Genomic DNA, 22,554 nt, shown 5'->3' with positions numbered 1-22,554 from the left:
CAGTTACAACCCGATTTGGGTCCGACGGTTGGCTTATTCAGCGCCTTCGTGTGGTTCCCAGTCGCGGGTGCGGCTGACTGCTTTTTGCCAGCCGGCGTAGAGCTTCTCTTTGGCGGCTTCATCAAGCTGTGGTTCGAATTCGCGCTCGATGACGGCCTTGCCACGCAGCTCATCCAGGCTGCCCCAGAAACCACAGGCCAGGCCTGCCAGGTACGCGGCGCCGAGTGCCGTGGTTTCGCGCATTTGCGGGCGCTCGACCTGGGTGCCGAGGATATCGGCCTGGAACTGCATCAGGAAGTTGTTGGCCACCGCGCCGCCGTCCACACGCAGGGCTTTGAGGCGTTCGCCAGAGTCCTGTTGCATGGCGTCCAGCACGTCGCGGGTCTGGTAGGCAATCGACTCCAGGGCGGCACGGATAATGTGATCCACGCGCACGCCACGGGTCAGGCCGAACAGCGCGCCACGGGCATACGGGTCCCAGTACGGAGCGCCCAGGCCGGTGAAGGCTGGCACCAGGTACACGCCGTTGCTGTCCTTGACCTTGCCGGCGAAGTATTCGGTGTCGGTGGCGTCGGCGATGATTTTCAGCTCGTCACGCAGCCATTGCACGGTGGAGCCACCGTTGAAGACCGCACCTTCGAGGGCGTAAGCCACTTCGCCACGTGGGCCGCAAGCGATGGTGGTGAGCATGCCGTGCTTGGATTTCACCGCCTTGTCGCCGGTGTTCATCAGCAGGAAGCAACCGGTGCCATAGGTGTTCTTGGCCTGGCCGGCTTCTACGCACATCTGGCCGAACAGCGCCGCTTGCTGGTCACCGGCAATACCGCCGATGGCGATGCCGCTTTTGGTGCGGCCGTAGATTTCCGAGGAGGACTTGACTTCCGGCAGCATTTCGCGCGGCACGTCGAGAATCTCCAGCATCTTCGCATCCCACTCCAGGGTGTGGATGTTGAAGAGCATGGTGCGCGAGGCGTTGGTGTAGTCGGTGACGTGGGTCTTGCCGCCGGTAAATTTCCAGATCAGCCAGCTGTCGACGGTGCCGAACAGCAGTTCGCCATTGCGCGCACGCTCGCGGCTGCCTTCGACGTTGTCGAGGATCCACTTGAGCTTGGTGCCGGAGAAGTACGGGTCGGTGACCAGGCCGGTGGTGTCACTGATGTATTGCTCGTGGCCATCGCGCTTGAGCTGCTGGCAGATCTCGGTGCTGCGGCGGCACTGCCACACGATCGCGTTGTAGATCGGGCGGCCGGTGATCTTGTCCCAGACCACGGTGGTTTCACGCTGGTTGGTGATACCGATGGCAGCAACCTGGTCATGGTGCAGGCCGGCTTGTGCCAGGGCCTCGACCATTACCGCGCTCTGGGTGGCGAAAATCTCCATCGGGTCATGTTCGACCCAGCCGGCTTGCGGGTAATGCTGAGCGAATTCACGCTGGGCGGTGCAGACCACGTTGGCGTCACGATCGAAGATGATCGCCCGCGAACTGGTGGTGCCCTGATCGAGGGCAATGATGTAGTTCTTATTCTGAATGTCGGTCATGTCAATTGCCTTGGACGAAATAAGGAAGTCAGAAATCAGCCTGGGCCGCGAAGGGCAGGGGCACCAGGCCGGCGCTTTCAGGAAATACGAGTCTTGCCGTTGACAGCCGTGTCAGGTGTTTCTTCAGCTATAGCAGGTGCGGCGCTCGGCAAGTGGCGGGCAATCAGCCCGCGATAAGCCGCTGCGCCGAGGCAGGCGCCGACAATCGGCGCGAAAATCGGTACCAGGAAGTAAGGAATATCGCGGCCGCCAGTAAAGGCCATTTCACCCCAGCCGGCGAAAAAGGTCATCAGCTTGGGGCCGAAATCACGCGCCGGGTTCATCGCAAAGCCGGTCAGCGGGCCCATGGCACTGCCGATAACTGCAATCAGCAGGCCGATTAACAGCGGGGCCAACGGGCCGCGGGGCAGGCCATTGTTATCGTCGGTCAGGGCCATGATCACGCCCATCAGGATGGCGGTGATGACCATTTCCACCAGGAATGCCTGGGCCGTGCTCAGCAGCGCGTGCGGGTAGGTGGAGAACACCGACGCCAATTCCAGGCTGGCCTGAGAGCCGCGAATCATATGGTGAGTTTGTTCGTAATCGAAAAAGAGGTTGCTGTACAGCGTGTAAACCAACGCCGCCGAGCAGAAGGCGCCAGCGATTTGCGCGAGGATATAGAAGGGCAGTTTGCGTTTTTCGAAATCGGCAAAAATGCACAGCGCGATACTTACCGCCGGGTTGAGGTGCGCCCCGGAAATACCGGCGCTCAGGTAGATCGCCATGCTCACGCCGACCCCCCAGATAATACTGATTTCCCACAGCCCGAAGCTGGCACCCGCGACCTTGAGCGCAGCGACACATCCTGTACCGAAGAAGATCAGAAGCGCAGTCCCCAGGAATTCGGCCATGCATTGGCTCGAAAGTGAAGGCTGTTGAAGAGCAGTAGTCATGGCAAACCTCGATTGTTGTTCTTGTTGGCGCACAGCCTCAACGGACCGTTGCGCGATTTTCACCGTAATCAGGATCCCCATCCTGACTGCAGCTTCCCGCTGGAACACTGGAGCACTATTCCTACAGTATTCGGAAACGAAAAAATATAGACAAGAATGACCGCTGTCAAAGGTCGAAAGTGAACCATTGGTCATTTTCGAACTATTGGTCTGGTGAATGATCACGGGTTAGGCTGCAAGCGCGCATGGCGGGAGGGGCGCACTAGAGCGTTTTGCGCGGGCTTGGCCTAGAATTGGCGATCTTTCTGCCGCGCCCGGAGTAGTCATGACACCCGCACTGGACCTGTTGAAAAAAGTTCGCGCCGAACATCGCATCCACAGTTACGAGCACGACCCCAAGGCCGCGTCTTATGGCCTGGAGGCCGCGGAAAAATTGGGGCTCGACCCGGCGCAGGTGTTCAAGACCTTGCTGGCCAGCAGTGAGAAAGGTGAATTGCTGGTGGCGGTGGTGCCGGTCGTCGGAAGTCTGGACCTGAAGGCGCTGGCCCATGCGGCCGGCGTTAAAAAAGCCGAGATGGCCGATCCGGTAGCGGCGCAGCGCTCTACCGGTTACCTGTTGGGCGGCATCAGCCCGTTGGGGCAGAAGAAGCGTTTGCGCACATTTATTGATGAGACCGCGCAACAGTTTGCGACGATTCATGTGAGCGCAGGGAGGAGGGGGTTAGAAGTGGAACTGGCCGCAGCGGTGCTGGCCGAGCATACCCAGGCCAAATTTGCGCCGATTGGGCGAGGCTGAAACTCAATTCTGAATGCGCTGAAAATCTAATGTGGGAGCTGGCTTGCCTGCGATGCAGACACCTCGGTCTGTCAGTTGAACCGAGGTGATGCCATCGCAGGCAAGCCAGCTCCCACATTTTTTACCCGGTTTGGTCAGTTGGTCAGTGAGCCGGGCTGTAGCGGCGAACGCCGGATTCAACTTGAGGAATCTGCGCCGCCGTGCTGCCCGATGCCTGAAACAACACCAGATGCTCCGCCGCCACCCGAATCCCCACCTGCGCACCCACCTGATGGTCGGCATGGCTGGGGAAAATCGACTCCAGCTGTGCACCGGTCGGCAGTTGCAAGCGGTACAACGTCGAAGCACCGAGGAAGGTCTTGCCGACAATCCGCGCTTTCAACGCGCTGTCCGGTGCGTAAACGATGTCATCCGGACGTAGCAACACATCCACCGCGCCACCCGTTGGCCAGGTGTAGGCGCGGTTGCCACGCAAGTCACCCAGTTCGGTACTCACCGATTCCGGCGAACTCAATTGCCCGCGAATGAAGTAACCCTGGCCGATAAAGCTGGCGACATAAGGGGTTTGCGGTTCGTGGTAGAGGTTGTAGGGCGTGTCCCACTGCTCAAGACGGCCCTCTTTGAATACGCCCACGTGATCACTCACGGCGAAGGCTTCTTCCTGATCATGGGTGACCAGAATCGCGCTGGTGCCGCGCGCCTTGAGAATGTCGCGTACTTCATGGCTGAGCTTGCGCCGCAGTTCACCGTCGAGGTTGGAGAAAGGTTCATCGAGCAGCAACAGTTGCGGTTCCGGCGCCAAGGCGCGGGCGAGGGCGACGCGTTGTTGCTGGCCGCCGGAAAGTTCGTGGGGGAAACGCTTGCCGAGGTTTTTCAGGTTGACCAGTTCCAGCAGTTCGCCAACCACGCGGTCTTTTTGCGGGTGCTTGCGAATGCCGAAGGCGATGTTGTCGGCCACGCTCAAATGCGGAAACAGCGCGTAGTCCTGAAACACCATGCCAATGCGACGTTTCTCCGGCGCCAGGGTGAACCCGGCACTGGAGATTACTTCACCGGCCAGGCTGATCTCACCTTCATGCACCGGCTCAAACCCGGCGATCGCGCGCAAAGTGGTGGTTTTTCCGCAACCCGAGGAGCCCAGCAGGCAGCCGATGTCACCGGCGTTGAGGTGCAGGTTGAGGTGCTGCACCACGCGTTGATCTTGATAGCCGCATGCCAGATTGCGCAGGTTCAGCAGTAATGGCTGGCTCATGCGTGGTGGTACGACGGCGGGACGAGGAACTCGAGCAGCGCCTTTTGCGCATGCAGGCGGTTCTCAGCCTGGTCCCACGCCACCGAACGCTCATCGTCGAGCAGGTCGAGGCTGATTTCTTCGCCCCGGTGAGCGGGCAGGCAGTGCATGAACAGCACGTCTGGCGCGGCCAGGTCGAGCAAGGCACGGGTCACCTGGAACGGCGCGAACAGCGCCAGGCGCTTGGCGGTTTCTTCTTCCTGGCCCATGGAGGTCCACACGTCGGTGCTCACCAGGTGCGCGCCGATGACCGCGTCACGCGGGTCGCGCACCACGGTCACGCGATCGCCCGCCTGGGCCAGGAAACGTGCATCCGGCTCGTAGCCTTCGGGGCAGGCCACACGCAGTTGGAAGTCGAACTGGATCGCCGCTTCTATATAGCTGTTGCACATGTTGTTGCCGTCGCCGATCCAGGCCACGGTCTTGCCCTGGATCGAACCACGGTGTTCAAGGAAGGTTTGCATGTCGGCCAGCAACTGGCACGGGTGCAGGTCATCGGACAGGCCGTTGATCACCGGTACGCGCGAGTTGGCGGAAAATTCGGTCACGGTGCTGTGGGCAAAGGTGCGGATCATCACCGCATCGAGCATGCGCGACATCACGCGGGCAGCGTCGGCGATCGGTTCGCCGCGGCCCAGTTGGGTGTCACGCGAGGACAGGAAGATGGCTTGGCCACCCAGCTGGATCATGCCGGCTTCGAACGACACGCGGGTGCGGGTCGACGACTTCTCGAAAATCATCCCGAGCACACGGTTTTTCAAAGGCTCGAACAGTACGCCGCGGTTACGCAGGTCTTTAAGCTCAATGCCTCGACGGATCACGCTGACCAGCTCTTCGGGCGTGCAATCCATCAGGGAGAGAAAGTGCCTTGCGCTCATCATTAACTACCTTTTTGCAACAGACCGCAGATACTCAAAGCCTTGTTTATTGTGACAACGGGCGAGACCTGCGGCGAAAGCCGCACGGGGCGACGAAATAGGGGAAGGCGCGATCTTATAATTAAATGTCGCGTCTTACCAATAGGGCTACAGTTTTTAAGGGTGTTCAAGAGGGGCGCCGGAGCGCTTTTGAAGACTGATTCCTGACAGCAGCGCCCCATTTGTACACTGGCGCCAAGACCTTTTGCAATGTGTGGGGCGGGCCTGGAGCGGGTTGTGTCGGTTTCGGAGCGCCTATGCAAAGATTTGAAACACTTGCCCATGGCCTGGCCTGATGCCCCTCGATTCACAGAACGAACGTTGCTGGTGCGCGTTCAGGTGTCGGGCCATAGTTGGGCCAAAGCCCAATAAAGAGACTGGCCATGACCAAGACTCTCCACCACCGTGCCTGCCATCTGTGTGAAGCCATCTGCGGCCTGACCCTGGAAACCACCCAGGCGGACGACGGCAGCCTGGCGATCACCTCTATCAAGGGCGACCCGCTGGACGCGTTCAGCCGCGGACATATTTGCCCAAAAGCCGTGGCGCTGCAGGATATTCAGAACGACCCCGACCGCCTGCACCAGCCCATGCTGCGAGTGGGCAGCGACTGGCAGCCGATCCCGTGGGACGAGGCCTTTGCACTGGTAGCCGAACGCCTCGCAGGCATCCAGGCCCGGCACGGGCAGAACGCGGTGGCGGTGTATCAGGGCAACCCCAGCGTGCATAACTACGGGTTGATGACCCACAGCAACTACTTCCTTGGCCTGCTGAAGACGCGCAATCGGTTTTCCGCCACCTCGGTGGACCAGTTGCCCCATCACCTCACCAGTCACCTGATGTACGGCCATGGCTTGTTGCTGCCGATTCCGGATATCGACCACACCGATTTCATGCTGATCCTGGGCGGCAACCCACTGGCGTCCAACGGCAGCATCATGACCGTGCCCGATGTGGAGAAACGCCTCAAGGCCATCCAGGCCCGCGGCGGCAGAGTGGTGGTGGTTGACCCCCGGCGCAGCGAGACGGCGGCGATTGCCGATCAGCATGTGTTCGTGCGGCCCGGTGGCGACGCGGCGCTGCTGTTCGGGCTGCTTAACACCTTGTTCAGCGAAAACCTGACCCGCGACAGCCATTTGCCGATTGCAGGCCTGGAGGATGTGCGCCAGGCGATCGCCGGGTTTACCGCCGAAGCCATGAGCCGCCAGTGTGCGGTGCCGGCCGAGCAGATCCGCCAGTTGGCGCGGGACTTTGCGGCGGCGGACAAGGCCGTGTGCTACGGGCGCATGGGCGTATCGACCCAGGCCTTCGGCACGCTGTGCCATTGGCTGGTGCAGTTGATCAATCTGGTCACGGGCAACCTCGACCGTGTCGGCGGCGCCTTGTGCACCACGCCGGCGGTGGATCTGGTGGCCTCCACTGGCGGCGGGCACTTCAATCGCTGGCAAAGCCGGGTGTCCGGGCGGCCGGAGTACGGTGGCGAGTTACCCGTATCGGCCCTGGCCGAAGAAATGCTCACTGAAGGCGAAGGGCAGATCCGCGCCCTGGTGACGGTGGCCGGAAACCCGGTGCTGTCCACGCCTAACGGTCGCCAACTGGAGAAGGCCCTGGACGGTTTGGAGTTCATGGTCAGCGTCGACCTGTATATCAACGAAACCACGCGCTATGCCGACCTGATCTTGCCGTCCACCTCAGCGTTGGAAAACGATCACTACGACACCACGTTCAATATGTTCGCAGTGCGTAACGTCACCCGCTTCAATCGCGCGATCCTGCCCAAGCCTGCCGGCGCGTTGCATGATTGGGAAATCTTTGTCGGCTTGGCCAAGGCCTTCGCTGCGCACACCGGCGCGGTGCTCAAGCCGACCATGGCGCCGGCACAGATGATCGACTTTGGCTTGCGTGCCGGGGTCTATGGCGATGCGTCCGAGCACAAACTGTCGGTGGCCATGCTCGCCGATCATCCCCATGGCGTGGACCTGGGGCCGCTCAAACCCAACTTGGCCGCACGCTTGAAAACCGCCGACGGCCACGTGCAGGCAGCGCCTGCGGTGGTCCTGGCAGACCTGGTGCGCTTTGCGGCCCAGCCGGTGCCAATGGTCAATGAGCTGTTACTGATCGGCCGTCGGCATGTACGCAGCAACAATTCCTGGATGCATAACTATCACCGCCTGGTGAAGGGCAAGCCGCGCCATCAACTGCATATGCATCCCGACGACCTTGCCAGCCGACAATTGAGTGATGGGCAGTGGGTGCGCGTCAGCTCACGCGTTGGCGAGATCGAAGTGGAAGTGGTGGCCAGCCTGGACATGATGCCTGGCGTGGTCAGCCTGCCACACGGCTGGGGCCACGGTCGTCCAGGCGTGCGTATGACCATCGCCAGTGGGCAGCCTGGGGCCAGTGCCAATGACCTGACCGACGAGCGGCAATTGGATGAATTGTCTGGAAACGCCGCGCTCAATGGCGTGCCGGTGCAGGTGGCCGCCGCATAAGGCCCGAGCACTGCGCTGGAATTTTGCGTTACAATGCGCCACCGTGCCGACCTGTGAGTCGCAAAGTTCCAGCCGAGGTGTTCCATGGATATCATCGAAACGATCAAAGAGCAGATTGCCAATAACACCATTCTGCTTTACATGAAGGGCGCCCCGAACGCTCCTCAGTGCGGTTTCTCCGCGAAGGCTTCCCAGGCCATCATGGCGTGCGGCGAGAAATTCGCTTACGTGGATATCCTGCAAAACCCGGAAATCCGCGCCAACCTGCCGAAGTACGCCAACTGGCCAACTTTCCCACAACTGTGGGTAGCCGGTGAGCTGGTCGGCGGTAGCGATATCATCACTGAGATGGCTGCTGACGGTTCGCTGCAAGCGCTGATCAAAGAAGCAGCGGTAAACGCGGCGGCCAAGACTGACGCTTGACCCGAATGCAATAAAAAGCCCCGCTTCTCGAAAGAGAGCGGGGCTTTTTTGTGATCGTTCCCACGCTCCGCGTGGGAATGCATCCTGTGACGCTCTGCGTCACCATGCTCAAGTGGGAACGATCTTCAGCGCTTATTCACCCATCTGCGATTGCAGGTAGTTTTCCAGGCTGACTTTAACGATCAAGCCCAGCTGGGTTTCCAGCCAGTCGATATGTTCTTCCTGATCTTCCAGGATATCTTCCAGCAGCTCACGGCTGCCGAAGTCGCCTTTGGTTTCGCAGTGAGCGATGGCGGCCTTGAGGTCGCTGTGGCTCTTCTGCTCGAACTTCAGGTCGCTGCTGATCATCTCCTGGGTGTGCTCGCCGATGTTCAGCTTGCCCAGGTCCTGTACGTTCGGCAGCCCTTCCAGGAACAGGATGCGCTTGATCAGCGCGTCTGCGTCCTTCATGGCCTTGATCGATTCTTTGTATTCACGCTTGCCGAGCTTTTCCAGGCCCCAATCGTCATACATGCGCGCATGCAGAAAGTACTGATTGATCGCGACCAGTTCATTGGCAAGGATTTTGTTGAGTTGCTGGATGACTGAGATGTCGCCTTTCATGACTGGGGTCCTGCCCTGTAATAGCTGTGTATAGGGCGGAGTTTGAGCGGCGAAATCCCTAGTGTCAAACCTAAGTTATTGAATAATAAATGAAAATTAATCGGAATAAGAATGTTTGTGTTCCGCGTCTTGACGCTAACTAATTGAATTACGGGCATAAAAAAACCGGACATTAAGTCCGGTTCTTCAAAACACGCCTATTTAAGCGTGTGTAAATTCTGCTGAGTAGGGGAGTGCGGCCTGGGCTGTTTGCAGCTGCGTCAGGGTTTCCCGTACCACTTGCTTGGCGAGGCAAGCACATTTGCCGCACTGGCTGGCAACGCCGGTGGTTTCACGTACTTCCTTGTAGCTGCAGCAACCTTCATAGATTGCTTCGCGGATTTGTCCGTCGGTGACGCCAGTGCAGAGGCAGACATACATAAGGGAGAACCATCGCGGGTTTAAGGCTTAAGTGCGATGGATCTTAATGTTAACGAGAATGATTGTCAAAGTAGATTCACAGGGTATTGCCAGGTACCTGCGGCGCGCTGACGAACGGTTTTTTCAGTGTATGATGGTCGGTCTTCACGAAGCGTGACCGCGTCACAGGCCTGTCGCTTAACTGCGCCAGACTTGGGCTGGTCCTTTTACTTCAATCGTCACCCTTACATCAGGAGATACCCAATGAGCGTACTCGTCGGCAAACAAGCCCCGGATTTCGACGTACCTGCCGTCCTCGGCAATGGCGAAATCGTAGACAGCTTCAAACTGTCTGAAGCCATCAAAGGCAAATACGGCCTGGTGTTCTTCTACCCGCTGGACTTCACCTTCGTGTGCCCGTCGGAGCTGATCGCTCTGGACCACCGCATGGACGATTTCAAGGCGCGCAATGTTGAAGTGGTAGCCGTTTCCATCGACTCCCATTTCACCCACAACGCCTGGCGCAACACCGCCATCAATGATGGCGGCATCGGCAAAGTCAAATACACCATGGCTGCCGACATGAAGCACGACATTGCCAAGGCCTACGACGTTGAGTCCGAAGGCGGCGTGGCGTTCCGTGGCGCGTTCCTGATCGACGACAAGGGCGTTGTACGCTCGCAGATCATCAACGACCTGCCGCTGGGCCGTAACATGGAAGAGCTGATCCGTCTGGTTGACGCCCTGCAATTCCACGAAGAGCACGGCGAAGTCTGCCCTGCCAACTGGAAAAAAGGCGACAAAGGCATGAACGCTTCGCCAGAAGGCGTTGCGGCTTACCTGACCGAGAACGCTGGCAAGCTGTAAGCCTCGTTTCAGGTACAAAAAAACCGGCCTGTGAGGGCCGGTTTTTTTATGCACTGCATTTGGTTCTGTGGCGAGGGAGCTTGCTCCCGCTGGGCTGCGAAGCAGCCCCATAACCTGACACCGCAGTTTAACAGGTTAACCGCGGCGGTCTTATTGGGGCCGCTGCGCAACCCAGCGGGAGCAAGCTCCCTCGCCACAACCACAAAGGCGTCAGCCTCAGTCGTTGAAGTCTTCCCAGCCGCCCATTTGCTTCCACCGATTGACGATGCCGCAGAACAGCTCGGCAGTCTTCTCGGTGTCGTAGCGTGCCGAGTGGGCCTCACGACCGTCAAAGTCGATACCGGCCGCCTGGCAGGCCTTTGCCAGCACGGTCTGGCCGTAAGCCAGGCCCGCAAGCGTGGCGGTGTCAAAGCTGGAGAACGGGTGAAACGGGTTGCGCTTCATGTCCAACCGCGTCACGGCAGCATTCAGGAAGCCCAGGTCGAAGCTGCTGTTATGGCCCACCAGGATCGCGCGTTTGCAGCCATTGGCCTTCAACGCTTTACGCACACCACGGAAGATATCGGTCAGCGCCGCTTCTTCACTCACGGCCATGCGCAGTGGGTGATCGAGCTTGATGCCGGTGAACTCCAGGGCTGCAGCTTCGATATTCGCGCCTTCAAACGGCTCCACACGGAAGAAGTGGGTGTGTTCCGGGAACACAAAACCCTGTTCATCCATGCCGATAGTGGTCGCGGCGATTTCCAGCAATGCGTCGGTGGCGCAGTTGAAACCACCGGTTTCTACGTCGATGACAACCGGCAGATAACCGCGAAACCGCTCGGCCATCGGGTGGCGGGAGCCGCCACCACTGTGCTCGTGTTCGTCGTCGTAATGGTCTTCACTCACTTGCTTTCCTCCAGCAGGCGCCAGCGCAGTGTTTCACCGGCGCGCAGCGGGATAACAGTCAGCTCGCCAAACGGCAGGCTGGCAGGGGCGGTCCAGTCTTCACGAACCAGGGTAATGCGGTCGGTATTCGCCGGCAGGCCGTAGAAGCGCGGGCCGTTGAGGCTGGCGAAGGCTTCGAGCTTGTCCAGGGCGTTGCGCTGTTCAAACGCTTCGGCATACAGCTCGATGGCGGCATACGCGGTGTAGCAACCGGCACAGCCGCACGCAGCTTCTTTGGCGTGCTGGGCGTGGGGCGCCGAGTCGGTGCCGAGGAAGAACTTCGGGCTGCCGCTGGTAGCGGCGTCCAGCAGGGCCACCTGGTGGGTGTTGCGCTTGAGGATCGGCAGGCAATAGAAGTGCGGCCGAATCCCGCCCACCAGCATGTGGTTGCGGTTGTAAAGCAGGTGATGCGCGGTGATGGTCGCGCCGACGTTGGCCGAAGCCTCGTTGACGAACTGCACGGCGTCGGCCGTGGTGATGTGTTCGAACACGACCTTGAGGGTCGGGAACAGCTCGACCACGCGGCGCATATGCTCGTCGATGAAGATCTTTTCACGATCAAACACATCCACGTCGCCACGGGTGACTTCACCGTGGATCAGCAGCGGCATGCCGACTTCAGCCATGGCTTCGATTGCCGGCAGGATCTTGTCGATACTGGTCACGCCGGAGTCGGAGTTGGTGGTCGCGCCCGCCGGGTAAAGCTTGGCGGCGTACACAAAACCGCTGGCCTTGGCCTCGCGAATCTCGGCAGGCTGGGTGCGGTCGGTGAGGTAGAGCACCATCAACGGTTCGAAGCGGCTGCCGGCCGGGCGCGCAGCGAGGATACGCTGGCGATAGGCATCGGCTTGCTCGGCATTACGCACCGGAGGTACCAGGTTAGGCATGATAATCGCGCGGCCAAACGTGCGCGCTACATCGGCCACGGTTTGGGGTAACGCAGCACCATCGCGAAGATGAATATGCCAGTCGTCGGGACGCAGCAGGGTCAGGCGGTCGGACATTGGGGATTCCAGGCGGGTCAATCTGGTGGGAATGCTACCGGAAAAGACTCTTGCAGGCACTCGCTATCAAGTTTTGCCGCACGTGTCCGATATCCCTGGGTATGCCTTAACGACGTATGACGCTTTGAAGTGTTGTAGAAACCAGTGGAGCCTCCCGTGCGCCAGCATTATCTAGCCCTGCTCAGTGTGTTCGCCAGCCTGCCTGCGATGGCACTCACATTCCAGACACGTCTGGAGAATATTGAGTGGAAGGTGGAAGGCGACCAATTCGAGTGCCGCCTGGCCCAGCCGATCACCGATTTCGGTTCGGGTGAGTTTGTGCGCCGGGCCGGCGAGCAGGCGACATTTCGCCTGAAAGCCTATAGCGGCGCGCTCGGAGCGGGCTCGGCGACCTTGCTGGCTGCGGCGGCACCCTGGCAACCGGGCCGTGGTGATATCAACTTGGGCGCCGTGCGTGTTGGCAGTGGCGACGTGCTGTTCAACAGCTCCCAGGCCCAGGCCGGGCGTTTGTTCACGGGTTTGCTGGAGGGGCGTAGCCCGACGGTGCGGCATTACGGGCGTGAGGGCGGCTACTCGGAGGTCCGCCTGTTGCCGGTGAAATTCAACAAGGCCTTCAACGACTATCAACTGTGCACCACCAAGCTGTTGCCGATGAATTACGATCAGGTCAAACAGACTGAAGTCGGCTTCCCCGGCGGCGGTATCGAGCTGGACGCCGCTGCCAAGAAGAAGCTGGACGTGATTCTCGCGTTCATGAAAGCCGACCCGACGGTTAATCACGTCGAGCTCAATGGTCATTCCGACAACAGCGGTAACCGCCTGACCAACCGTGACGTCTCGCGCCGTCGTGCCCTGGCGGTGATGGACTACTTCAAGGCCAATGGCATTCAGGAATCGCAGATCACCCTGCGTTTTCACGGTGAAAGTTACCCACTGGCGCCCAATACCAATGCCGCCAACCGCGCCCGCAATCGTCGCGTGAATATTCAGCTCGAACGCGTGGCGGCCCCCGAGAAACCGGCACCCCAGGCCACTGGCCCGAGCAGCGCGGCACACACGTCATAAGGTGCGACCATCGGTCGCCCGCTCGACATAATCTGTCGCTTTATCTTCATTTGCTGTCGCGCCTCTGTAAATTCACGGTTTTGGTCGGTAGAATCGACGGCTTTCCGTACAACCCCGTGGAGTGATGGCATGGCCGACGTAAACAAGGTCGTTCTCGCGTATTCCGGCGGCCTGGACACTTCGGTGATCCTCAAGTGGCTGCAGGATACTTATAACTGTGAAGTGGTGACCTTCACCGCTGACCTGGGTCAGGGCGAAGAGGTCGAACCTGCACGTGCCAAGGCGCAAGCCATGGGCGTGAAAGAGATCTACATTGACGACCTGCGCGAAGAATTCGTCCGCGATTTCGTCTTCCCGATGTTTCGCGCCAACACCGTCTACGAAGGCGAGTACCTGCTGGGTACTTCCATCGCACGCCCGCTGATCGCCAAACGCCTGATCGAAATCGCCAACGAAACTGGCGCCGACGCCATTTCCCATGGCGCTACCGGCAAGGGCAACGACCAGGTGCGTTTCGAACTGGGCGCCTACGCCCTCAAGCCAGGCGTGAAAGTGATTGCTCCTTGGCGTGAATGGGACCTGCTGTCCCGTGAAAAGCTGATGGATTACGCTGAAAAGCACGCAATCCCGATCGAGCGTCACGGCAAGAAGAAGTCCCCGTACTCGATGGACGCCAACTTGCTGCACATCTCCTATGAAGGCGGCGTGCTGGAAGACACCTGGACCGAGCACGAAGAAGACATGTGGAAATGGACCGTCTCCCCGGAGAACGCTCCAGACAAGGCCCAGTACCTGGAACTGACCTACCGCAACGGCGACATCGTTGCACTGGACGGCGTCGAAATGACCCCGGCCACCGTGCTGGCGACCCTGAACCGTATCGGTGGCGAACACGGTATCGGCCGTCTCGACATCGTCGAGAACCGCTACGTGGGCATGAAGTCCCGTGGTTGCTACGAAACCCCAGGCGGCACCATCATGCTGCGCGCTCACCGCGCCATTGAGTCGATCACCCTGGACCGTGAAGTGGCTCACCTCAAAGACGAGCTGATGCCCAAGTACGCCAGCCTGATCTACACCGGTTACTGGTGGAGCCCGGAGCGTCTGATGCTGCAACAGATGATCGACGCCTCCCAGGTCCACGTGAACGGCGTTGTGCGCCTGAAGCTGTACAAGGGCAACGTGATCGTCACCGGTCGCAAGTCTGATGAGTCGCTGTTCGACGCCAACATCGCCACCTTCGAAGAAGACGGCGGCGCCTACAACCAGGCGGACGCGGCAGGCTTCATCAAGCTGAACGCGTTGCGTATGCGCATCGCCGCCAACAAGGGTCGCAAGCTGTTCTGAGTGCGACCCTCGTTGTAAAAATGGCCCCTAGTCCAAGGGGCCATTTTTTTGCCTGCATATAAAGACGGGCGCATTTAAAAGCAAGCTGATGTTTAAACGCGGTCTGACTGTTTAAGGTTTGTTGAATGTTGAAGTTGAATTCGACCGTTTCAGCGATGGCGTGTTTATTTCTGTACGGTTGAATGAATTTTTTACACCTGCACAGGAACTATGTCTTACGGAAAATTCACTACCTAAGTACAGCGAGTATGTAGGGCGCTGAAACTTCTGTAGGAAATAGGGATGTAAACAGGTATGTTGAATGGAACTAAATCAGTTGATTTCTTTTCAGCTGCTCACTGGCCTAGCTGCCATAAGCAAGGGGTATTTCCTGAAAGTCATGTGCGGTACATTTACCTCGTACCCATTCTGCGGCGTATATTTCACTCGAAATATGTATGGCCCCGGAAAGTTCTGAAGGGTTGCATAAAATTCCCTGCACCTGAGTTTGTGTTTTTTTGTAGGTTAATTCCTATATCGTTGTGGGTTGGGTCTCTGCTTGCTGTTGCTTGGGGGGGAGCGCTATGCCAACTAGGAAACGACTAGGCTATTGTGCTTGCTCTAAATAATTCGAACAGCGAAATTGGACTTTCTCATGAATAAAGTGCTGATCGTGGATGATCATCCCGTCATTCGACTTGCTGTGCGCATGCTAATGGAACGTCATGGTTATGAAGTCGTTGCCGAGACTGATAACGGCGTCGATGCGCTGCAACTTGCACGGGAACATATGCCGGACATTGTCATACTGGATATCGGGATACCCAAGCTCGATGGCCTGGAAGTTATCTGTCGGCTGGCGTCTACCAAGCAGGCTACACCCGTCAAGGTGCTGGTGCTGACGTCTCAGGCACCCGGCCATTTCTCCATGCGCTGCATGCAGGCGGGGGCGGCGGGCTACGTATGCAAGCAGCAGGACCTGACCGAGCTGCTGAGCGCCATCAAGGCTGTACTTTCCGGCTACAGCTATTTCCCCAACCAGGCGCTCAACTCGGTACGCTCGACCATGGGCAATGCCAGCGAGGCGGACATGGTTGAACGCTTGTCGGGTCGCGAGATGATGGTGTTGCAGCAACTGGCCCGAGGCAAAACCAACAAGGAAATTGCCGATGGCATGTTCCTGAGCAACAAAACCGTCAGCACCTACAAGACCCGCCTGTTACTCAAGCTCAATGCACGCTCCCTTGTGGACCTGATCGAGCTGGCCCAGCGCAACGGCCTCGTGTAGACGCGGTGCGGTTTTGCACCAAAACCCGAAAACCCGGCAAAAAAAAAGCCTCCGTCAGGGAGGCTTCCGGCCGTCAGCGCATCGATCAAAGGTCGAAGTCGTAATCGGCCAGTTGTTTTTGCAAGCGTCGCTCTTCCAACAGGTTGTCGATAGTGCGGCGTTTGCTCAAATTGGTCTTGGCCACCTCTGCCACAGGGGCGTCCCCTTCGTCTTCCGCCACATCAACGAGATCGTCTTCTACATCCAGTTGTTCTTTGCCAGTGCTCATAAGGTTAACTCCAGGCTAAGACTGCCGTTGGCGCTCCTTATAACGATAATCCACGAACGGGTAAAAAAGATTTTTTCAATCGACTGATCGAGAAAACCAATGAACCCTCAATCGTCCGAGGTTTTGTCCTTGTACTCGCACAGGTCTTCGATGCGGCAACTCCCGCAGCGAGGCTTGCGGGCCTGGCACACATAGCGCCCGTGAAGGATCAGCCAGTGGTGGGAGTCGAGCAGATAGGGCTTGGGCACAAACTTCATCAACTGCTTTTCTACCTCGACCACATTTTTGCCACGCGCGATGCCGGTTCGGTTGCTGACGCGGAAAATATGCGTGTCCACTGCCATGGTCAGTTGCCGGAACGCGGTATTGAGTACCACGTTCGCAGTTTTGCGGCCTACGCCGGGAAGGGCTTCCAGGGCTTCGCGGGTTTGTGGCACTTCACTGCCGTGCAGCTCAACCAACAAGCGGCAGGTCTCAATGACATTCTTGGCCTTGCTGTTGTACAGGCCGATCGTCTTGATGTACTCCGACAAACCCTCCACACCCAAGGCATAAATGGCCGCTGGCGTATTGGCCACTGGGTACAGCTTGGCCGTAGCCTTGTTGACGCCCACGTCCGTGGATTGTGCTGACAGGATCACCGCAATCAGCAACTCGAACGGCGACGAGTAGGCCAGCTCGGTCTTGGGTTCCGGATTGTCTTCATGAAACCTGCGGAAAATTTCCAGGCGTTTTGCGGCGTTCATGGGGCAGGTGGTTCCTTGCAGGCGATCAGCGCGATTGTAGTAATACACACAGCAGGGTTTAGCGTGGGTTTAAACGCTGTCATGAGTATCCACTTGGCGTTGTGCGTCATCGACTTTGCTTTGCGCCTCGGCCAGTTGCTGTGGGGTGGCGTTTAGATCCTGGGCTTTCTTCAATGCTGCGCGGTGCATGGCCAGCTGGATTTTAGCGCGCTTGAGATCGGCGCTGTTACTCGGTGCCGTTACTGGCGTCGGTGTGCTCTGTACTTCCAGTGCGGCCAGCGCCTGCTCCGCTGCTTCGAACTGCTGTTGCAGCACGATCAACTGCGACTGCTGCTCAAAGGTCGGTGGATGTCCAAATGCCTTGAGTGATTTATGCAGTTGGGCGCGACTCATGGCAACGGTGATCTTGGCCTTCTTGACCGCTGTATCCCGGGCCGCCTGAGCGTCATCGGCTTGCACAGGGGCAACCGGCGGGGCCAAACGTTTAGCCCGCGCCAGGCGCTCGGCGAGTTTATGCGCTTCCTCGCGTTGCAGCCGCGCATTGCGTTGCTCAAAGCGCCGCCGCGCGCGGTCGCGCTTGAGAGTACGCGCCTGGTGTTGCAGATCATTGGCTGCCAGGCCGCCGACAATCGCCAGCACAGTGGTCGCTGGGCGCATTTCAATGCAGTCCACAGGGCAGGGCGCAACACACAGGTCGCAGCCGGTGCACTCATCCATGATCACGGTGTGCATCAACTTGGCGGCGCCGACAATCGCATCCACCGGGCACGCCTGGATGCACTTGGTGCAGCCGATGCACTCGGCTTCGCGAATGTAGGCGACCTGGGCCGGGGCTTCGCCGCGAGTGGTGTCCAGTTCCAACACCGGCACGCGCAACAGGTGGGCCAGGCCAGCAATGGTTTCCTGCCCACCGGGCGGGCACTTGTTGATCGCCTCGCCCTGGGCGATGCCCTCGGCGTAAGGCTTGCAACCCGGATGCCCGCATTTGCCGCATTGGGTCTGCGGCAGCAGCGCGTCGATACGTTGAATCAAGTTCATGGGGTGATCATTGGTATGCCGGTTGAACAAACAGGGCCTGTAGTTAGTGGCGAGCGCGCTTTATGTGGCGAGCGAGCTTGCCCCGCGTTGCGGCGCGGAGCGGCCCTTGGTACATACACTCGGCTTAACAGGCCAAATGCGGCGACTTTATTGGGGCGGCTGCGCAGCCCAACGCGGGGCAAGCCCGCTCGCCACAGGCAGCCCGTTTGCCACGGGATGCCCGCTTACCGCAGACGGGCTTTGCCGGCTTACTTGATACGTTGACCCGGTTTGGCACCGCTGTCAGGGCTCAACAGGTAGATCTCTTCGCCGCCAGGGCCAGCCGCCATCACCATGCCTTCGGAGATACCGAACTTCATTTTGCGTGGCTTGAGGTTGGCGATCATCATGGTCAAGCGACCGTCGAGCTTGGAAGGATCCGGGTAGGCGCTCTTGATGCCGGAGAACACGTTACGTTGCTCGCCACCCAGGTCCAGGGTCAGGCGCAGCAGCTTGTCGGCACCCTCCACGGCCTCGGCCTTGACGATCAGCGCAACGCGCAGGTCTACAGCGGCAAAGGCGTCGAAGTCGATTTCTGCCGAGATCGGATCCTTGGCCAGCTCACCGTTACCGGCGGGCGCAGCCGAACCGGTGTCGGTCTGGCTGGCGACCAGGTCTTCTTTCGAAGCGTCGGTCATGGCCTGGACTTTCACCGGATCAATACGCGTCATCAACGGCTTGAACTCGTTCAACTGATGGTTGCTGAGCAAGGTGGCGTGGTCGTTCCAGGTCAGCGGCGCGACGTTGAGGAACGCCTCGGCATCAGCGGCCAGCAATGGCAGCACCGGCTTGAGGAAGATTACCAATTGGCGGAACAGGTTGACGCCCGTGGCACAGATAGCCTGGACTTCAGCTTGCTTGCCTTCCTGCTTGTTCAGCGACCACGGTGCCTTGTCGGCGATCCAGGCGTTGGCGCGGTCGGCCAGGCCCATGATCTCGCGCATGGCGCGGGCAAAGTCACGGGCTTCATAGGCGTCGGCGATACTTGGCGCGGCGGCCAGGAAGGCTTCGGTCAGTTCCGGTGCGGCGTTTTCAGCCACCAGTAAACCGGCATTGCCCTTGTGGATAAAACCGGCGCAACGGCTGGCGATGTTGACCACTTTGCCGACCAGGTCCGAGTTGACCTTCTGCACGAAGTCTTCCAGGTTCAGGTCGAGGTCGTCGACACCACGGCCCAGCTTGGCGGCGTAGTAGTAGCGCAGGTATTCCGGCGACAGGTGGTCCAGGTAGGTGCGCGCCTTGATAAAGGTGCCACGGGACTTGGACATTTTCTGGCCATTGACCGTCAGGTAGCCGTGCACGGCGATACCGGTCGGCTTGCGATAGCCCGAACCTTCGAGCATGGCCGGCCAGAACAGCGCGTGGAAGTTGACGATGTCCTTGCCGATGAAGTGGTACAGCTCGGCGGTGGAGTCCTTGGCCCAGAACGCGTCGAAGTCCAGCTCAGGCGTGCGGTCGCAGAGGTTTTTGAAGCTGGCCATGTAGCCAATCGGCGCGTCCAGCCACACATAAAAGTACTTGCCCGGCTCGCCCGGGATCTCGAAGCCGAAGTACGGCGCATCGCGGGAGATGTCCCACTGCTGCAGGCCGCTGTCGAGCCATTCGGAGAGTTTGTTGGCCACGGCGTCCTGCAAGGTGCCGCTGCGGGTCCAGGTTTGCAGCATTTGCTGGAAATCCGGGAGCTTGAAGAAGAAGTGCTGGGAATCCTTGAGCACCGGGGTGGCGCCGGAGATTGCCGACTTCGGGTTCTTCAAGTCCGTCGGTGCATAGGTCGCGCCACATTTTTCGCAGTTGTCGCCGTACTGGTCTTCGGTGCCGCATTTAGGGCAGGTGCCCTTGATGAAGCGGTCGGCCAGGAACATTTTCTTTTCCGGGTCGAAATACTGGGTCACCGAACGCTGGTCGATGTGCCCGGCTTCCTTCAAGCGCAGGTAGATCTGGCTCGACAGCTCGCGGTTTTCTTCGGAGTGGGTCGAGTGGAAGTTGTCGAAATCGACCAGGAACTCGGCAAAGTCGGCGCTGTGTTCAGCCTGCACATTGGCGATCAGTTGTTCCGGGGTGATGCCTTCCTTCTCGGCGCGCAACATGATGGCCGAACCGTGGGCGTCGTCCGCGCAGACATAAATGCATTGGTTGCCGCGATGCTTCTGGAAGCGCACCCACATATCGGTCTGGATGTACTCAAGCATATGGCCAAGATGGATGGAACCATTGGCATAGGGCAGGGCGCTGGTGACGAGGATCTTGCGTGGCTCGGACATGGGGCTCGGCTACTTGATGAAACGGAGGTCGGCCACTATAAAGCGCCGGGAAATATATTTCACCCCGTGGTGCTGTTTCTGAATCTTCCCAGGTCTCGAAAGCATGCCGCTGGGCGGCTGGAACGGTTAGGATAGCCGCCTGTTTCAGTCAGTCTTTTTTCGGGAGTAGCCCATGAGCGCCGTCAATCGCGCAGCGGTGGAAGCCGTTCTTCGCCAGTACACCGACCCCTATTTGAACCAGGACCCGGTCAGCGCCGGCTGTGTACGTGCCATCGAGGTCCAGGGCGACCAGGTGTCGGTCCAGTTGGAACTGGGCTATGCCGCCGGTTTGTTCAAGAGTGGCTGGGCACAGATGTTGCAAATGGCCATCGAAGGCTTGGAGGGCGTGCGCTCGGCCAAGGTCGACATCCAGTGCGTGATTGCCGCGCACAAGGCCCAGGCGCAGATTCCGGGCCTGGCCAACGTCAAGAATGTCATCGCCGTGGCCTCCGGCAAGGGCGGTGTGGGTAAATCCACCACTGCCGCCAACCTGGCGCTGGCGCTGGCCCGAGAAGGTGCGCGTGTGGGCATCCTCGACGCCGATATCTACGGCCCGAGCCAGGGCGTGATGTTCGGCATTGCCGAAGGCACGCGGCCCAAGGTCAAGGACCAGAAGTGGTTTGTGCCGATCGAGTCGTTGGGTGTAGAGGTCATGTCCATGGCCTTCCTCACTGACGACAACACGCCGATGGTCTGGCGCGGGCCGATGGTCTCCGGCGCCTTGCTGCAACTGGTCACCCAGACTGCCTGGGGCGACCTGGATTACCTGGTGATCGACATGCCGCCAGGCACAGGTGATATCCAGCTGACCCTGGCGCAAAAGGTGCCGGTGGCCGGTTCGGTGATCGTGACCACACCCCAGGACCTGGCGCTGCTGGATGCCAGAAAAGGCGTGGAGATGTTCCGCAAGGTCAACATCCCGGTGCTGGGCGTTGTTGAAAACATGGCGGTACACATCTGCTCCAACTGCGGCCACGCCGAGCATTTGTTTGGCGAAGGCGGCGGTGAGAAGTTGGCGACCCAATACGGGGTTGAGTTGCTGGCGTCGTTGCCGCTGGCGATGGAAATTCGTGAGCAGGCCGACGGCGGCAAGCCCACCGTGGCCGCAGAGCCCGATGGACCGATCGCTATGGTGTACCAGGAACTGGCCCGTCACGTGGGCGCGCGGATCGTCCTGCAGGAAGCCGCAGCACCGGCAATGCCGACCATCACCGTCAGCGACGACTGAACCTGCTGAAGGAAAACAGCCTCGGCGTTGTCGGGGCTTTTTTATGCCTGCCGATCAGTCAATGGTTCCGAATCATGCGTTTGCGCAATTGCGCGTGTAAGCATTTGCTTACTTTTTCGTAAGTGTTTGGTTTTTTTACCGGGCATGTCCATCTCGAAACGGTGAACGAATTTTCTATCCATCTGAAAAATAACAATTATTTATACTTGAATGAGCGTTCAAGTCTGTCAGCCGATCACTTGGATCCCGTTGAACTTCCCCCGGAACTCTCTAAGATCAGCCCTGTGTCCACGGATTGGCACAGCCATCAAGGAACGATGGTTGAAGGAACGTCGCAGGATGCGATTCATCAGGATGATGAAAAGGAATACAGGGACTAGGGAAAAAATGTGGGCGGGTCATACCGCCCCTTTTTTTTGCCTGCTGAAAAGTGAAAACGACCACTCAGAAACGCAAAAAGGCCCGCAAGGGGCCTTTTTTATTGGGCGGCGGCGCTTTTAGCGCTCGAGGTCTGCAATCTTACCTTTCTTGCCATCCCACTCCGCTGCGTCAGGCATCGGATCTTTACGTTCAGTGATGTTCGGCCAGATTTCCGCCAACTCGACGTTCAACTGAATGAATTCCTGCATCTCTGCCGGGACTTCGTCCTCGGAGAAAATAGCGACGGCCGGGCATTCTGGTTCACACAGGGCGCAGTCAATGCACTCATCCGGGTGGATAACCAGGAAGTTCGGGCCTTCGTAGAAGCAGTCCACCGGACACACTTCGACGCAGTCGGTGTACTTGCACTTGATGCAGTTGTCGGTAACGACGAAGGTCATTTCTAATTCTCTCCTCAGGCGGCGGCAGCGAAACCCTTTGTGGCAGGGCTCGCGAGGTTCGGGAGCGATAGTCTGCAGGCCAGGCTAATAACCCGCAGCATCCCAAACCGCGCGAGAGTCTACCAGCTTGCAAGCCTGTGCGTTATATCCGAACTTGCAGTGCATATAACATTTCGAGCGCTTTACGCGGCGTCAAGCCGTCCAGGTCAAGCTTTGCCAGCTCATCCAGCACTGGATGGGGC

General features: G+C 59.0%; 21 protein-coding genes. 8 read left to right on the top strand and 13 right to left on the bottom strand.

The window, feature by feature from the left end:
* Positions 1-33: 33 nt before the first annotated feature.
* Together glpK and GIW28_RS24335 are read right to left on the bottom strand one after the other, a co-directional pair.
* Positions 34-1,539, bottom strand: coding sequence for a glycerol kinase GlpK (gene glpK, locus GIW28_RS24340; RefSeq protein WP_017137034.1), 1,506 nt, complete (start codon positions 1,537-1,539; stop codon positions 34-36).
* 77 nt (positions 1,540-1,616) lie between these two features.
* Entirely contained in the window at positions 1,617-2,474 is an 858-nt protein-coding gene (locus tag GIW28_RS24335) for an MIP/aquaporin family protein (protein ID WP_169985840.1), read from the bottom strand.
* A gap of 325 nt (positions 2,475-2,799) precedes the next feature.
* On the opposite strand from GIW28_RS24335, the gene ybaK reads away from it, so the two are divergent.
* Entirely contained in the window at positions 2,800-3,270 is a 471-nt protein-coding gene (gene ybaK / locus GIW28_RS24330) for a Cys-tRNA(Pro) deacylase (RefSeq protein WP_017137036.1), read from the top strand.
* A 142-nt stretch (positions 3,271-3,412) separates the two neighbouring features.
* On the opposite strand, the gene GIW28_RS24325 is transcribed toward ybaK, so the two are convergent.
* Complete coding sequence (locus GIW28_RS24325) at positions 3,413-4,522, bottom strand: ABC transporter ATP-binding protein (RefSeq protein WP_176991310.1); 1,110 nt, start codon at positions 4,520-4,522, stop codon at positions 3,413-3,415.
* Complete coding sequence (gene argF / locus GIW28_RS24320) at positions 4,519-5,439, bottom strand: ornithine carbamoyltransferase (protein WP_069786197.1); 921 nt, start codon at positions 5,437-5,439, stop codon at positions 4,519-4,521. Before argF ends, GIW28_RS24325 begins: the two co-directional genes overlap by 4 nt.
* Before the next feature lie 422 nt (positions 5,440-5,861).
* Here argF and GIW28_RS24315 point away from each other — a divergent pair, with 422 nt between their 5' ends.
* Positions 5,862-7,970: a molybdopterin oxidoreductase family protein gene (locus GIW28_RS24315; RefSeq protein WP_236446711.1), complete on the top strand. Its 2,109-nt coding sequence runs from the start codon at positions 5,862-5,864 to the stop codon at positions 7,968-7,970.
* 84 nt (positions 7,971-8,054) lie between these two features.
* Positions 8,055-8,393, top strand: coding sequence for a Grx4 family monothiol glutaredoxin (grxD, locus tag GIW28_RS24310; RefSeq protein ID WP_058421605.1), 339 nt, complete (start codon positions 8,055-8,057; stop codon positions 8,391-8,393).
* A gap of 132 nt (positions 8,394-8,525) precedes the next feature.
* Here the strand turns inward: grxD and bfr are convergent, their stop codons facing one another.
* Positions 8,526-8,996: a bacterioferritin gene (gene bfr / locus GIW28_RS24305; RefSeq protein WP_017137040.1), complete on the bottom strand. Its 471-nt coding sequence runs from the start codon at positions 8,994-8,996 to the stop codon at positions 8,526-8,528.
* Positions 8,997-9,197: 201 nt separating this feature from the next.
* On the bottom strand, positions 9,198-9,416 hold the full coding sequence (locus GIW28_RS24300) for a bacterioferritin-associated ferredoxin (protein ID WP_010564137.1): 219 nt from the start codon (positions 9,414-9,416) through the stop codon (positions 9,198-9,200).
* A 243-nt stretch (positions 9,417-9,659) separates the two neighbouring features.
* Here GIW28_RS24300 and GIW28_RS24295 point away from each other — a divergent pair, with 243 nt between their 5' ends.
* Positions 9,660-10,262 carry a peroxiredoxin gene (locus tag GIW28_RS24295; RefSeq protein ID WP_003172097.1) on the top strand — a complete coding sequence of 201 codons (603 nt, stop codon included), beginning with the start codon at positions 9,660-9,662 and terminating at the stop codon, positions 10,260-10,262.
* A gap of 216 nt (positions 10,263-10,478) precedes the next feature.
* Here GIW28_RS24295 and rnt read toward each other — a convergent pair whose 3' ends face one another.
* Together rnt and pyrC are read right to left on the bottom strand one after the other, a co-directional pair.
* Complete coding sequence (gene rnt, locus GIW28_RS24290; protein ID WP_017137041.1) at positions 10,479-11,150, bottom strand: ribonuclease T; 672 nt, start codon at positions 11,148-11,150, stop codon at positions 10,479-10,481.
* A complete protein-coding gene (gene pyrC / locus GIW28_RS24285) occupies positions 11,147-12,193 on the bottom strand; it encodes a dihydroorotase (protein WP_017137042.1) in 1,047 nt (348 codons plus the stop codon). Before pyrC ends, rnt begins: the two co-directional genes overlap by 4 nt.
* 156 nt (positions 12,194-12,349) lie before the next feature.
* Between pyrC and GIW28_RS24280 the strand changes: the two genes are divergently transcribed.
* From GIW28_RS24280 to GIW28_RS24270, 3 genes are all read left to right on the top strand, one after another.
* Positions 12,350-13,258: a flagellar protein MotY gene (locus GIW28_RS24280; protein ID WP_099548518.1), complete on the top strand. Its 909-nt coding sequence runs from the start codon at positions 12,350-12,352 to the stop codon at positions 13,256-13,258.
* Between the two features lie 129 nt (positions 13,259-13,387).
* Entirely contained in the window at positions 13,388-14,605 is a 1,218-nt protein-coding gene (locus tag GIW28_RS24275; RefSeq protein WP_003208700.1) for an argininosuccinate synthase, read from the top strand.
* A gap of 634 nt (positions 14,606-15,239) precedes the next feature.
* A complete protein-coding gene (locus tag GIW28_RS24270) occupies positions 15,240-15,872 on the top strand; it encodes a response regulator transcription factor (RefSeq protein ID WP_017137044.1) in 633 nt (210 codons plus the stop codon).
* Between the two features lie 85 nt (positions 15,873-15,957).
* On the opposite strand, the gene GIW28_RS24265 is transcribed toward GIW28_RS24270, so the two are convergent.
* From GIW28_RS24265 to metG, 4 genes are all read right to left on the bottom strand, one after another.
* A complete protein-coding gene (locus tag GIW28_RS24265) occupies positions 15,958-16,140 on the bottom strand; it encodes a PA3496 family putative envelope integrity protein (protein ID WP_017137045.1) in 183 nt (60 codons plus the stop codon).
* A gap of 107 nt (positions 16,141-16,247) precedes the next feature.
* Entirely contained in the window at positions 16,248-16,886 is a 639-nt protein-coding gene (nth, locus tag GIW28_RS24260; protein WP_017137046.1) for an endonuclease III, read from the bottom strand.
* Between the two features lie 69 nt (positions 16,887-16,955).
* Positions 16,956-17,924, bottom strand: coding sequence for an electron transport complex subunit RsxB (gene rsxB, locus GIW28_RS24255; protein ID WP_236446709.1), 969 nt, complete (start codon positions 17,922-17,924; stop codon positions 16,956-16,958).
* A gap of 248 nt (positions 17,925-18,172) precedes the next feature.
* Complete coding sequence (gene metG / locus GIW28_RS24250) at positions 18,173-20,224, bottom strand: methionine--tRNA ligase (protein WP_017137048.1); 2,052 nt, start codon at positions 20,222-20,224, stop codon at positions 18,173-18,175.
* A gap of 172 nt (positions 20,225-20,396) precedes the next feature.
* Here metG and apbC point away from each other — a divergent pair, with 172 nt between their 5' ends.
* Entirely contained in the window at positions 20,397-21,491 is a 1,095-nt protein-coding gene (gene apbC / locus GIW28_RS24245) for an iron-sulfur cluster carrier protein ApbC (RefSeq protein WP_017137049.1), read from the top strand.
* 497 nt (positions 21,492-21,988) lie between these two features.
* On the opposite strand, the gene fdxA is transcribed toward apbC, so the two are convergent.
* The gene (gene fdxA / locus GIW28_RS24240) at positions 21,989-22,312 is read right to left on the bottom strand and encodes a ferredoxin FdxA (protein ID WP_003208688.1); all 324 of its coding nucleotides are present in this window, start codon (positions 22,310-22,312) and stop codon (positions 21,989-21,991) included.
* Positions 22,313-22,554 lie beyond the last annotated feature (242 nt).

Origin of the sequence: Pseudomonas sp. PA-5-4B, from assembly GCF_021606215.1 — a bacterium.
Classification (GTDB): domain Bacteria; phylum Pseudomonadota; class Gammaproteobacteria; order Pseudomonadales; family Pseudomonadaceae; genus Aquipseudomonas; species Aquipseudomonas edaphica.
This window is presented reverse-complemented; position numbering and strand designations above follow the sequence as displayed.